This window comes from Ruegeria sp. BG10 (assembly GCF_056538575.1).
This window is the reverse complement of sequence record NZ_JBQFTI010000001.1, coordinates 2,016,915-2,029,712: the sequence shown is the minus strand read 5'-3', so window position 1 is coordinate 2,029,712 and position 12,798 is coordinate 2,016,915. Positions and strand designations below refer to the sequence as shown.

10 protein-coding genes are annotated in these 12,798 nt (G+C 61.3%); 5 read left to right on the top strand and 5 right to left on the bottom strand.

Annotated elements, in window-relative coordinates; translation table 11 throughout:
• Window positions 1–39 precede the first annotated feature (39 nt).
• Window positions 40–3,201 (bottom strand): valine--tRNA ligase, encoded by a 3,162-nt coding sequence (locus ACR0D8_RS10070; RefSeq protein ID WP_480646011.1) that lies wholly within the window; start codon window positions 3,199–3,201, stop codon window positions 40–42.
• A gap of 140 nt (window positions 3,202–3,341) precedes the next feature.
• Between ACR0D8_RS10070 and ACR0D8_RS10065 the strand changes: the two genes are divergently transcribed.
• Both ACR0D8_RS10065 and ACR0D8_RS10060 read left to right on the top strand, forming a co-directional pair.
• Complete coding sequence (locus ACR0D8_RS10065) at window positions 3,342–5,633, top strand: xanthine dehydrogenase family protein molybdopterin-binding subunit (RefSeq protein WP_480646009.1); 2,292 nt, start codon at window positions 3,342–3,344, stop codon at window positions 5,631–5,633.
• On the top strand, window positions 5,611–6,687 hold the full coding sequence (locus ACR0D8_RS10060; protein ID WP_475162436.1) for a DUF2235 domain-containing protein: 1,077 nt from the start codon (window positions 5,611–5,613) through the stop codon (window positions 6,685–6,687). The genes ACR0D8_RS10065 and ACR0D8_RS10060 overlap by 23 nt, the downstream gene beginning before the upstream one ends.
• A gap of 1 nt (window position 6,688) precedes the next feature.
• On the opposite strand, the gene ACR0D8_RS10055 is transcribed toward ACR0D8_RS10060, so the two are convergent.
• Together ACR0D8_RS10055 and ACR0D8_RS10050 are read right to left on the bottom strand one after the other, a co-directional pair.
• Window positions 6,689–7,333 (bottom strand): NUDIX hydrolase, encoded by a 645-nt coding sequence (locus ACR0D8_RS10055; RefSeq protein WP_480646007.1) that lies wholly within the window; start codon window positions 7,331–7,333, stop codon window positions 6,689–6,691.
• Between the two features lie 6 nt (window positions 7,334–7,339).
• Window positions 7,340–7,915: a GcrA family cell cycle regulator gene (locus ACR0D8_RS10050; RefSeq protein WP_475163478.1), complete on the bottom strand. Its 576-nt coding sequence runs from the start codon at window positions 7,913–7,915 to the stop codon at window positions 7,340–7,342.
• Window positions 7,916–8,041: 126 nt separating this feature from the next.
• Here ACR0D8_RS10050 and ACR0D8_RS10045 point away from each other — a divergent pair, with 126 nt between their 5' ends.
• Entirely contained in the window at window positions 8,042–8,845 is an 804-nt protein-coding gene (locus tag ACR0D8_RS10045; protein WP_480646005.1) for an ABC transporter permease, read from the top strand.
• Here ACR0D8_RS10045 and ACR0D8_RS10040 read toward each other — a convergent pair.
• The gene (locus tag ACR0D8_RS10040) at window positions 8,827–9,717 is read right to left on the bottom strand and encodes a DMT family transporter (protein ID WP_480646003.1); all 891 of its coding nucleotides are present in this window, start codon (window positions 9,715–9,717) and stop codon (window positions 8,827–8,829) included. The two genes, ACR0D8_RS10045 and ACR0D8_RS10040, sit on opposite strands and share 19 nt — an antisense overlap.
• 296 nt (window positions 9,718–10,013) lie before the next feature.
• Here ACR0D8_RS10040 and ACR0D8_RS10035 point away from each other — a divergent pair, with 296 nt between their 5' ends.
• The gene (locus tag ACR0D8_RS10035; RefSeq protein WP_480646001.1) at window positions 10,014–11,201 is read left to right on the top strand and encodes an acetylornithine transaminase; all 1,188 of its coding nucleotides are present in this window, start codon (window positions 10,014–10,016) and stop codon (window positions 11,199–11,201) included.
• Between the two features lie 67 nt (window positions 11,202–11,268).
• The gene (gene argF / locus ACR0D8_RS10030; protein ID WP_480645999.1) at window positions 11,269–12,195 is read left to right on the top strand and encodes an ornithine carbamoyltransferase; all 927 of its coding nucleotides are present in this window, start codon (window positions 11,269–11,271) and stop codon (window positions 12,193–12,195) included.
• On the opposite strand, the gene ACR0D8_RS10025 is transcribed toward argF, so the two are convergent.
• Complete coding sequence (locus ACR0D8_RS10025; protein WP_480645998.1) at window positions 12,192–12,794, bottom strand: ferric reductase-like transmembrane domain-containing protein; 603 nt, start codon at window positions 12,792–12,794, stop codon at window positions 12,192–12,194. The genes argF and ACR0D8_RS10025 overlap by 4 nt on opposite strands.
• Window positions 12,795–12,798 lie beyond the last annotated feature (4 nt).

Here is a 12,798-nt window from a genome sequence, read left to right as displayed (position 1 = left end):
GCGGCGGGGTTCCGGGTATTGCGTCGAAAGAGCTGCCGATCAGACGATTTCAGACAGTCGGGCCAACGCCTCGTTCAGCTTGGCCTCTTCCTCTTCGCGGGCGGCGAGGTTGGCCTTGGCTTCGGCGACCACCTCTTCCGGGGCCGAAGCCACGAATTTGGGGTTGTTCAGGCGTCCACGCAGACCGCCCAGCTCCTTGGCCAGCTTGCCCTTGGCTTTCTCCAGCCGTTCCTTTTCCGCGCCGATATCGATGATATCCGCCAGCGGCAGGCCGAAAGACGCACCAGGGGCGGCAATCGAAATCGTGCCTTTGGGGAAGGCATCCACTTTGGTCAGGCTGTCGATCCGCGCCAGACGTTTGATCAGCGCCTCGTTCCGGTCCCAGGCAGCCTGCCCAATCGTATCAATCCCGGTCACCAGCATCGGCACGTAAAGGCCGGCCGGAACCCGCATCTGCGCACGGGCCGAACGGGTGTTTTCGATGACCGAGATCACCCAGTTTATCTCACGATCCGCATCGGCGTCTATCAGGTCGGCGGCGGCATAGGACGGCCAGTCGGCATGGACAACCATCTTGGCGCGGTTGCCGGTCAGGCCCCAGAGCTCCTCGGTGATGAAAGGCATGATCGGGTGCAGCAGGACCATGCACTGATCCAGAACCCAGCGCATGGTGGCGCGAGTCTCGGCCTGTGCCTCGGCGTCATCGCCCTGCAGCAGCGGTTTGGAGAGTTCTACGTACCAGTCGCAGACCTTGCCCCAGACAAAGGCATAAAGCCCGTTTGCTGCATCGTTGAACCGATAGTTTTCCAGCGCCGCATCGACCTCTTCCCGCACGCGGGCGGTTTCGCCGATGATCCAGCGGTTTACTGCCGCTTTGGGATTCAGGTCGGCGACATCCAGTTGCGGCACGCTGTCGGTAAAGACCTCGTTCATCTCGGCAAAGCGGACGGCGTTCCACAGCTTGGTGCCGAAGTTGCGGTAGCCGGTAATACGCTCGCGGGACAGTTTCAGCACACCGCCAATTGCCGCCATCGAGGCGTTGGTAAAGCGCAGCGCGTCAGCGCCGAATTCGTCTACGATCTCCAGCGGGTCGATGACGTTGCCGGTGGTCTTGGACATCTTCTTGCCCTTCTCGTCGCGGACGAGCTGGTGCAGGTAGACGGTGTGGAACGGGATCTGATCGACCACGGCCAGCTGCATCATCATCATCCGGGCGACCCAGAAGAACAGGATGTCGAAGCCGGTGATCAGCACATCGGTCGGGAAATAGCGCTCCAGCTCCTCGGTCTGCTCGGGCCAGCCCAGCGTACCGATGGGCCAGAGGCCGGAGGAGAACCAGGTGTCGAGCACGTCGGGGTCGCGCCAGACTGGATAGACCAGCTTGGTCGGGTCCTGCTCGACCGCGAATTGCGCAAGGCTTTCGGCGAATTGATGAATTGCTTCCTGCTTGTCGGCCACTTCTATGACGGTTGCGTGGCTCAGCGGGCTTGGAATGTTGGCATTGTCGTCCAGGAACTTCTCGACTACGGCCTCGAAGTTGGGCGCGCATTCCATGACGTTGCCGCGATGAAGCATTCCGCCTTCGTTCAGCAAACGACCCAGTTGGACCAGATCAAGTTCGCCATCGTTTTTTCCGCCGAGGAAATCATCAGCGGACAGATCGAGCCCGTACCAAACCGGAATCTGGTGTCCCCACCACAACTGGCGCGAGATGCACCAGGGCTCGATGTTCTCCAGCCAGTGGTAATAGGTCTTCTCGCCCGACTCGGGGATGATCTTGACCGTGCCGTCCCTGACCGCGTCCAGCGCGGGGCCAACAACCTTTTCGGCATCGACGAACCACTGATCGGTCAGCATTGGTTCGATAACCACCTTCGAGCGGTCGCCGAAGGGCTGCATGATCGGTTTGGATTCGACCAGCGGCACCGCCTTATCCGCGCCTTCATGCTCGGGCTTCAGCGCGGTCGAGCCCAAGCGCGGGTCATCCGCGCGGGTCATAACGGCCAGACCTTCCGAGGTAATTTCCTCGATCACTTTTGCGCGCGCCTCGAACCGGTCCAGCCCGCGCAGGTGATCGGGGACAAGGTTGATCGCGTCGATCTCACCTTCGGTGAAGGACTGGCCGCGGGCGTATTGCCCGGCTTTGTACGCTTCGTTCGCATAGGGTGCGCCATCGGTTCGCATGTGACCGCGTGTGTCCATCAGGCGATACAGAGGAATGCCGCCGCGCTTGGCAACCTGGTAGTCGTTGAAGTCATGCGCACCGGTGATCTTCACCGCGCCCGAGCCGAAATCGGGATCGGGGTATTCATTGGTGATGATCGGGATCTGGCGGCGATGCTCCTTCGGGCCAACCGGAATCTCACAGAGTTTCCCGACGATTGGCGCGTAACGTTCATCCGATGGGTGAACGGCCACCGCGCCGTCGCCCAGCATGGTCTCGGGCCGGGTTGTAGCGATCGAGATATAGTCACGCTCTTCTTCGAGGATGACGTTTCCGTCCTCGTCCTTTTCGACGTAAGTGTAGGTCGCGCCGCCTGCGAGCGGATATTTGAAGTGCCACATGTGGCCCGCGACTTCGATGTTTTCGACCTCAAGGTCCGAAATCGCCGTTTCGAAATGCGGGTCCCAGTTCACCAGCCGCTTGCCGCGATAGATCAGGCCCTTTTCGTACATGTCGACGAAGACCTTGATGACCGCATCATGGAAGTTGGGCGAGTTTTCGTGCCCCGTGCGCGGATCGCGCGGCGCACCGGCCATGGTAAAGGCGTTGCGCGACCAGTCGCAGGAGGAGCCCAGTCGCTTTAGCTGCTCGATAATGGTGCCGCCATATTCCCCCTTCCATTCCCAGACCTTGTCCAGAAACGCCTCGCGCCCCAATTCGCGCCGCCCCGGCTGCTGGGTGGCGGTCAGCATCTTTTCCACCTGCATCTGCGTGGCGATGCCTGCGTGGTCCTGACCGGGCTGCCACAGCGTGTCGAAGCCGCGCATCCGGTGCCAGCGGGTCAGAATATCCTGCAAGGTGTTGTTGAACGCGTGACCCACATGCAGCGCGCCCGTCACGTTGGGCGGCGGGATCATGATGGTAAAGCTCTCGTCGCGCGATTTGTTCGCGCCTGCCTTGAAGGCTCCGGCCTGTTCCCAGGCCTTGTAGATGCGGGCCTCGGCCTCGGCCGCGTTGAATGTCTTTTCCATCGCCATGGGGTGCGTCCTGCGTCATCAATCTCGGGTCAGCGCTTGCAATAGCGAATGGATAGCCAAAGGGGAAGGGTCTGCGGACGCTCTGGACAATGAACCGCCGCAGCCTAATGTCGCCCCTGAGGCAATGACAGGGGCGTCCCATGGAAAAGTTCGGAAAAAGCCAGTCGGTCAGGCGAACCGAGGATCAGCGTTTTCTGACCGGGCAGGGTCAGTACATGGACGATAACGTGCCCGGGAATGCCTTGTTTGCTGCTTTCTTCCGCAGCCCGGTGGCCCATGGGCGGATCACCGCGCTGGATCTGGACGCCGCGCGGGCGGCCGAAGGGGTGCGTCTGGTCCTGTCGCTGGATGATCTGACAGAGGCCGGGATCGACACGGTGATGAACGCAGCCACGGTGACCAACCGCGACGGCTCGAAAGCCGCGGCGCCGGATCGCCATATGCTGGCTAAGGACCGGGTGCGGTTCGTGGGTGAGCCGGTGGCCGCGGTGATAGCGGACAGCCCGGCGCAGGCCCGCGACGCGGTCGAGTTGATCTGGATGGAGACCGACGATCTGCCCGCCAAGCTGGATGTCGATGCGGGCGGTGAAACCCTGCACCCCGAGGCCCCGGACAACCGCGCCTTTGACTGGGGTCTGGGCGACGAAGCGGCGACCGAGGCGGCGTTTCAGGCCGCTGCGCATACGGTTTCACTGAATGTAGCGGACAATCGGGTGATCATCACCTCGATCGAACCGCGCGGCTGTCAGGCGACCTGGGCCGACGGGCGACTGCACTTTGCCTATGGCGGGCAGGGCGTCTGGGCGATGCGGGGACAATTGGCACAGAAACTGAACCTGGATGCAAAGGCCATCCGCGTCACAACCCCGGATGTGGGCGGCGGGTTCGGCATGAAGGTGATGCCCTACCCGGAATATTTCTGCGTTGCCGTCGCTGCGATGAAACTGGGCCAGCCGGTCCATTGGATGTCCGACCGGTCCGAAGCAATGCTGTCGGATCATCACGGCCGCGACCTGACCTCGCAGGCCGAACTGGCCTTTGACGCCGATTACAGGATCACGGCCTACAGGGTGCACAGCAAGGTCAATCTGGGGGCTTACAACAGCCATTTCGGGCAGGCGATCCAGACCGACCTTTTCAGCAAGGTGCTGATGGGCGTCTATGACGTGCAGACCACCCATTTGCGGGTCGAGGGGTTCTTTACCAATACCACTCAGGTCGATGCTTATCGCGGTGCGGGTCGGCCCGAAGCGATCTATGTCCTTGAGCGCGTCATCGACCGTGCCGCGCGCGAACTGGGCATTGACCCCTGGGAACTGCGGCGCAGGAACTTCATCCGTCCCGAGAATTTCCCGTACAAAAGCGCCACGGGTGAGACCTATGATGTGGGCGATTTCGACATGGTTCTGAACCGCGCCGCGGAACAGACGCAAGGGTTTGCCGCCCGCAAGGCTGCTGATGCGGAGCGCGGGCTGATCCGCGGTCAGGGGCTATGTTATTATATCGAAAGCATTTTGGGCGACCCGTCAGAGAACGCAAAAGTGGAATTCTGCGAAGATGGCACCGTGAACCTGTGTGTCGGAACCCAGTCGAACGGGCAGGGGCACGAGACGGTCTATGCGCAGTTCCTGTCCGACCAGACCGGCATTCCGGTGGATCTGATCAACATAGTGCAGGGCGACAGCGACCGGCTGACACATGGGGGCGGGACCGGTGGGTCCCGTTCGGTCACAGTTCAAAGCACGGCGACATTGGCCACAATCGACGTGATGATCGCCGCATTCACGCCCTATCTGGCCGATAAGATGGGCGCGGAGGAAAACGATGTGAGTTTTGATCACGAGACCTTTCGCGCGCCCGGCTCGAACCTGACACCAACGCTGACCGAGGCCGCCGAGACGGCCCGCGCCGATGGTCGTATCGACCTGTTGCAGCACGAGGCGCGCGCCAATCTGGATGCGCGCAGCTATCCCAATGGCGCGCATGTTGCCGAAATCGTTATCGATTCTTTCACTGGCGAAACCTGGGTCGATCGTTACACAGTAGTCGATGATTTCGGCAACCTTATCAATCCGATGCTGGCCGAAGGTCAGGTGCATGGCGGCGTCGTGCAGGGCATCGGACAGGCGTTGTCAGAGCATGTTGTACATGATGCGCAGGGGCAACTGCTCACGGCTTCGTTGATGGATTACGCCTTGCCCCGCGCGGCTGAGATACCCATGATTAAGTTTACCTCGGCGCCGGTTCCGTCAACTTCCAACCCGATGGGGATGAAAGGATGCGGCGAGGCCGGCACCGTCGGAGCACTGGCCGCAGTGGCAAACGCGGTTCAGGACGCGCTTTGGGATCACGGGGTGCGGCAGGCGGATATGCCTTTCACACCGCATAAAGTATGGGAATTGCTGACGCATGGTTCTGTCGCGGCTGAGTAAAAAGGTACTGGGATGGCTTGGACGGCCCCTACGCTCCGAGCATTCCGCCGAGACGCGCCATCGCGAACCGATCAGCCATGTGATCATTCTGGACGGCACCATGTCGACGCTGGAGCCGGGATATGAAACCCATGCCGGCCGGACCCTGCGCCTGTGCTGCGAAATGGGCAGCAAGGTTTCGGTCTTTTACGAGTCCGGCGTGCAATGGGATAGCTGGAAATCCTCGCTGGACGTGATGATGGGCAGGGGGATCAACCGCCAGATCCGCCGCGCCTACGGGTATCTGGCGTCGCGTTACAAACCCGGCGACCGGATCTATTTCATCGGATATTCACGTGGGGCTTACGGTGTGCGCAGCCTTGCGGGCGTGATCGACATGATCGGTCTGCTCAAGTCGGAACATGCCACCGAGCGCAATATCAAACAGGCCTACAGGCATTATGAATGCAATGCCAATGGTGCAGCGGCAGCGGCTTTCCGCAGTCAGTTCTGCCATGAGGATGTGGCGATCGAAATGGTCGGTGTCTGGGATACCGTTAAGGCGCTGGGTCTGCGCCTGCCCCTGCTGTGGCGCTGGGCCGAAGAACGCCACGCCTTCCACAACCATCAGCTTGGGCCTGCTACGCGCCACGGGTATCACGCCATGGCGCTGGACGAAACGCGCGAGGTTTACGAGCCGGTCCTGTGGAAATGTACGCCCGATTTCAAGGGTCATGTCGAACAGGTCTGGTTCCGGGGCACGCATGGCGATGTCGGCGGGCAACTGAACGGGTTTGAAGAGGCGCGACCGCTGAGCAACATCTCTCTGATCTGGATGCTGGACAAGGCCGAACTGCACGGCCTGCCCCTGCCCGAAGGCTGGCGAGACAGGTTCCCGATCAGCCCTCAGGCGCCGTCTGTCGGTACTTGGCGCGGCTGGGGCAAGATATTCCTGCTGCGAAAGCATCGGAAAGTGGGCAAGGATCGTTCGGAGAAACTGCATGTTTCGGTGTCGCCGGACGATCTGCCGCGCTGGGTGCCAATGCCGGATTTGCCGTCACATCCGGCACAGTAGCTCAGTCAAATACGGTTTGTGCCTGATCCGCGGTCGTTGCGTGAAACGCCGCCGCTATGTCCGAGGCCAATACCCGCACCTGTGAGAGCTCAGGCAACGCATCGGGGGCAAAGAACTTGGCCTCGCTGGTTTCAGCCCCGGCGGTCGGGATGCCCGCGTTTTCCTCGTCGCACAGAAAGAACATCTTGTAGAAATCGCGGGCATCCGGCGGGTAGGGGTGCCGCGCCTTGTGGCGCAGGGCATAAAGCTGCCGTGCACGGACGCGCAATCCGGCCTCTTCCCACACCTCGCGTTCGATGTTTTCGGCAGGGGAGCTGCCGATATCCGCAAATCCGCCCGGCATGGCCCAGCGGCCGTCGCTGCGTTCGCGCACCAGCAGGATACGCCCGTCTCGGATTACCGCGCCGCGAATATCGATACCGGGCGAGGCGTAGCCACCCGCATGTTCAGAGACCAGCCCTTCGATCCGCGACAGGGGCACACGACCCAGATCGGCCAGCATGGCGCGGGCCATGCCGGCGATTTCCTCGTACCGTTCACGGTCGAAAGGATCTTTGGTGAAATGCTGGCCGGTTTCGGACAGCGCCAACAGCCGTTTCGCCCTGGCCAGCCAGGCATCCTCCAAAGCTGTCGGATCCTGGCGCATCAGCGATCAGCGACGCCGATCCCGACGCGAGCTCATCGGCTGGAACGCCACGCCCACATGCGCCTCGCAATAGGGCTTACCCGCCTCAACGGGCAGGCCGCAGAACCAGAAATCCTCGGTCGCCGGGTCGCCCACAGGCCATTTGCAGGTTTTCTCAGTCAGCTCCATCAGCGTCAGCTTCTTGGCCTTTTTCTCGACCTCGTTGACCTTGGCCAGCGCCTCGGGGCTGATTTCGTTGGCCGAGGGTTGCGGCGGCAGCGGCTGACCGGCGGGGATGATCTGACGCCGCGCGGGCATCGCGGGCTTGGCTTCGGCCGCGGGTGCGGGGGCCGGGCGGGCCGGTTCGGTCTTGGGGGCCGGTTTCGGCTTGGCCTCGGCCTTGGGCGCGGGCGCCGGTTTTTCCTTGGGTTCCGCCTTGGCCGGGGCAGCGCCGGTGGCGCGGTTGGACAGGCCCAGCCGGTGTACCTTGCCGATCACGGCGTTGCGGGTCACACCGCCCAGTTCCTTTGCAATCTGGCTGGCCGACTGGCCCTCGCCCCACATCTTTTTCAGCAGTTCTACACGCTCGTCAGTCCAGGACATCATTTGCCTTTCAAAAGCGGAAAGCGGCCTCGGATTCGGGCCGCCTTGGGAAATCGTCTCAGCCCCCTATTTTAATCACTGCAGCCCGAGTTACAAGCTGTCTTCGAATCAGGTTGAGGGCAAAACATGCAGATTCCCGCAGATCAGAACGCGCGCCGCTTTGGAGCGGTCAACTGGATGGGCCTTTATACGCTGGCGCAGCGCGAGACCCTGCGCTTTCTGGCGGTGTGGACCCAGACCCTTCTGGCGCCGCTGGTGACGGCAGGGTTGTTCCTGCTGATCTTCACCATCGCCATCGGGCCTGGCAGGCCCGATGTCATGGGTGTGCCGTTTCTGACCTTTCTTGCGCCGGGCATTATGATGATGACGGTGATCCAGAACGCCTTTGCGAATACCTCGTCCTCGATGGTGATCGCCAAAGTTCAGGGCAATATCGTCGATACGCTGATGCCGCCGCTGTCACCGCTTGAAATTCTCTTGGGTTATCTGGCCGGTGGCATCGCGCGCGGAGTGCTGATCGCCTGCGTGGTTGCCACCGCGCTGGCGGTGGTGCTGGGAATAGTGCCGCAAAATCCGCTGGTCGCTGCCGTTTTTGTCATACTTGGCGGCGCGTTCATGGGCGCGCTGGGGCTGTTTGCCGGAATTTTTGCCAACAAGTTCGACCAGATGGCGGCGATCACCAATTTCATCGTTACGCCATTGGCGTTTCTGTCGGGTACATTTTACTCGGTCGAGGCCCTGCCGCCCGTCCTGAACTGCGTCAGCCATGTGAACCCGGTGTTCTATCTGATCGACGGGTTGCGCTATGGCATGATCGGCGTGTCCGACAGCTCGCCCATTCTGGGGATGGCAGTGTGCACCTTTGCGACGCTGCTGGTTGGCGCGCTGACCTGGCAGATGCTGCGGACGGGCTATCGGCTCAAGGCGTGACGTTGTCGCGCCTCGCGCCAGACCAGGATCAACCCGCCCGTCAGGATGATGGCCGAGCCGACCTGGCTGACCCAGTCCGGGATCACGTCGAATATCAGAAAGTCATAAAACGCAGCAAAGATCAGTGTTGCGTAACTGATCGGAGCCACAAAGGATGCATCCGCCCGTGCCATGCCGTTGACGAAACAGGCCTGCGCACATGCCATCAGTACGCCGATCCCGGCCAGCGCCGCCCATTGCGCGGGGGTTGGCATCTGGAACACGAAGCTGACAGCGACCGAGGCAATCGTCAGACCCATTGCATTGTTGACCAGAAGGATCTGGATCGGGATTTCCCGGCCAGAGAGTTTCTTGATGAAAATCAGTTCCATCCCGATCACAGCCGCCGCGGCCAATGCCAGCAGGGCGGCAGGCTGGAAACTGGCCGGTGTCGGACGCAGCAGGATCAATGCGCCGGACAAGGCCACTGCCGCGGCCAGCCATCGCCACGGGCCGACACCCTCTTTCAGCAGCGGGATCGCCAGAACCATCGCGAAGACCGGGTTCAGGAATGAAATCGCCGTGGCGTCCGCAATCGGGATAAAAGCGACCGAAGCGAACATCAGCGTGATCCCCACCCAGCCAAAGCTTGTCCGCCCGATATGCAACCCCCAATGGGGTCGCCGAAGGGTCGGGCGCAGGATGCCAACCGCGCTGACGATCACCAGAAACGCAAACAAAAACCGCCCGTGGCTGATCTGCATCGGATGCAGTGCAGGCCCCAGCGTGTCCGTCCCCAGCGCCTTGGCCAGCAATGTTGTGCTGGCGATAAAGGCACTGGCCGCGACAATCAGCATAGCGGCGAGGGCAGGGTTCTGGCGTACCGGAGTCATGGCTCACGGGTGCGTCAGCGCCGGAAAAATAGCAAGCGCCAAATACCGGGTGTCAGAGGAGAATTTACCGAAGTCTGCGATTTTCGGGGTTTCCAGAAAGCCCGCGCCCCGCTATACGGCGCGCATGATCAGACCTGCACATATCCTGCGCCTCCGACGCCGACGCATTTTTGCGTAACCGGCCCGTTTGATCCTTTTGCGCTGTCCAATTCCGCGCAATCCCAACCAAATCAGTTGACGAACCCGGCCTTCGTGTATCACTCACGGGGCTTAACCTATCTGAAAAGGATGATCCCATGATCCCGTCCGTCCTGCCGACCTATAACCGCGCGCCTCTGACCTTCGTGAAGGGCGAAGGTGCCTGGCTGACCGAGGCAGATGGCCGACGTTTTCTGGATCTGGGTGCCGGGATCGCCGTCAATGCGCTGGGCCATGCGCACCCGGCGCTGGTGGCCGCGCTCACCGAACAGGCTCATGCGCTGTGGCATGTCTCGAACCTCTATAACATTCCGCAGCAACAATCGCTGGCCGACAAGCTTGTGGAGCATACTTTTGCCGACACGGTGTTTTTCACCAATTCCGGTACCGAAGCCTGCGAGCTGGCCGTGAAAATGGCCCGCAAGCACTTCTACGACAAGGAGCAGCCGGAACGGGTCGAGATTATCACGTTTGACGGATCGTTCCACGGGCGGTCTTCGGCGGGAATCGCCGCCGCCGGGTCCGAGAAAATGACCAAGGGTTTTGGCCCGCTGTTGCCCGGTTTCGTGCATGTCGCCTTCGGCGATCTCGACGGTGTCACTGATGCCATCACCGACAAGACCGCCGCGATCCTGATCGAGCCCATTCAGGGTGAAGGCGGTATCCGTCCGGTGCCCGATGCCGAGCTCAAGGCTCTGCGTCAGATCTGCGACGACAACGGCCTGCTGCTGATCCTGGACGAGGTGCAGTGCGGCGTCGGCCGTACCGGCAAGCTGTTCGCCCATGAATGGGCGGGGATTACCCCCGACATCATGATGGTGGCCAAGGGTATCGGCGGCGGCTTCCCGCTGGGTGCTGTCCTGGCCACCGAAGACGCGGCAAATGGCATGACCGCGGGCACACATGGTTCAACCTATGGCGGCAACCCGCTGGGCTGTGCCGTGGGCTGCGCTGTGATTGATCAGGTGGCCACGCCTGCCTTTTTAGAAGGCGTCAACCGCAAGGCAGGGCTTCTGCGCCAAAAGCTCGAAGGATTGATCGCCGATCACCCTGAGGTCTTTGAAGAGGTGCGCGGGGCCGGCCTGATGCTGGGTCTGAAATGCAAGCCGGCTAATCTGGATGTCGTGAATGCGGGCTATGACAATGAGGTCATCACCGTTCCCGCTGCCGATAACGTCATCCGCCTGTTGCCGCCTCTTACGCTGACCGAGGATGACATCGCGCAGGCGATGATCCGTCTGGAAAAAGCCGCAACGCAGGTCGAAACGCAACACGCCACCGCCTGACGACTGAATATTTCCAAAGTCACCGGGGGCCGATCCCCCGGCGACCGACAGCCAAAAGCGACATGATATGAACCACTTCCTTGATATCCACAAGACCGATGCCGCCGACCTGCGGGCCATGATCGACAAGGCCGGTGCGATGAAACAGGCCCGCCTTGGCCGCCCCAAGGCAGCGCTGGATGATGAACAGCCTCTCAAGGGGCGCATGGTTGCCCTGATCTTTGAAAAGCCGTCCACAAGGACGCGCGTCTCATTCGATGTCGGGGTGCGCCAGATGGGCGGCCAGACCATGGTGCTTTCGGGCAAGGACATGCAGCTGGGCCACGGCGAAACCATTGCCGATACTGCGCGCGTGTTGTCGCGCTATGTCGACATGATCATGATCCGGACCTTCGATGAAACGATCCTGACCGAAATGGCGGAATACTCGGACGTGCCGGTGATCAACGGACTGACCGACCGTACCCATCCCTGCCAGATCATGGCCGACGTGCTGACCTTCGAGGAACATCGCGGTCCCATTGCCGGCAAAAAGGTGGTCTGGACCGGCGATGGCAACAATGTCTGCGCCTCTTTCCTGCACGCGGCGGGGCAGTTCGGGTTCGACCTGACCTTCACCGGCCCTGCGCAGTTCGACCCCGAGGAAGAGTTCATGGGATTCGCCCGTCGCAAGGGCTCGCAAATCGTTGTCGAACGGGATCCGTACAAGGCGGTTAAGGGCGCTGATCTGGTTGTGGCCGATACCTGGGTGTCGATGCATGATTCCCAATCGGCCAAGGAACGTCGCCACAACCTGCTGCGCCCGTATCAGGTAAACACCGACCTGATGTCGCACGCCAAGCCCGACGCGTTGTTCATGCACTGTCTGCCTGCGCATCGCGAGGAAGAGGCGACATCCGAGGTTATGGACGGTCCGAACTCGGTCATTTTTGACGAGGCCGAAAACCGGCTGCACGCGCAAAAAGCGGTGATGCGCTGGTGCCTTGGTGTTTAATCCGCGCGACGCCTGATATCCCACACACGTAATTTGGCGAGCGTTCGCGCGCTCGCCAACAACACCAGCATGCAAAGCGCGGTTTTTGTGATGACCTCCATCGTGCCTTCAATCAGCATGGCGTGAACGACGCTGCCGAGAATGGTCACCGAAGCCAGCCCCGTATGATACAGCCGCCAGACCCGAAACCGCAGGGTCAGGCGCTTGCGAAACAAACCCAGTAAAGCCACGGCAAACGCCACCCACATCGCGATCGCCCCCCATGCCGAAAACGGGGTGGGAGACACGAAAAGCAAGGCGTCAACAACGTCAGGAGGGCTGGTGATCCACAGCCCGCCAACATGGATCAGAATGGCAATCACCAGGCTTAAGCCAATCCACCGATGCAGGCGGCGGCTGGTCATTGGGGCCAGCCCGGGCAAGTCCTTTGCAGCCAAAAGCGGCTGCATCAGCAGCAGCGCCATGCTGATCACCCCGGCGAACCCGGCCAGGATATAGACCGGCTGACGCCAGGCCAGCAAAGGGCTGGTCGCCGCCGCCAACAGCGGCGCGGCAATAACTGCGATCAGCGCCGCCCAGATTACAAACGATCTGCTCACGGAA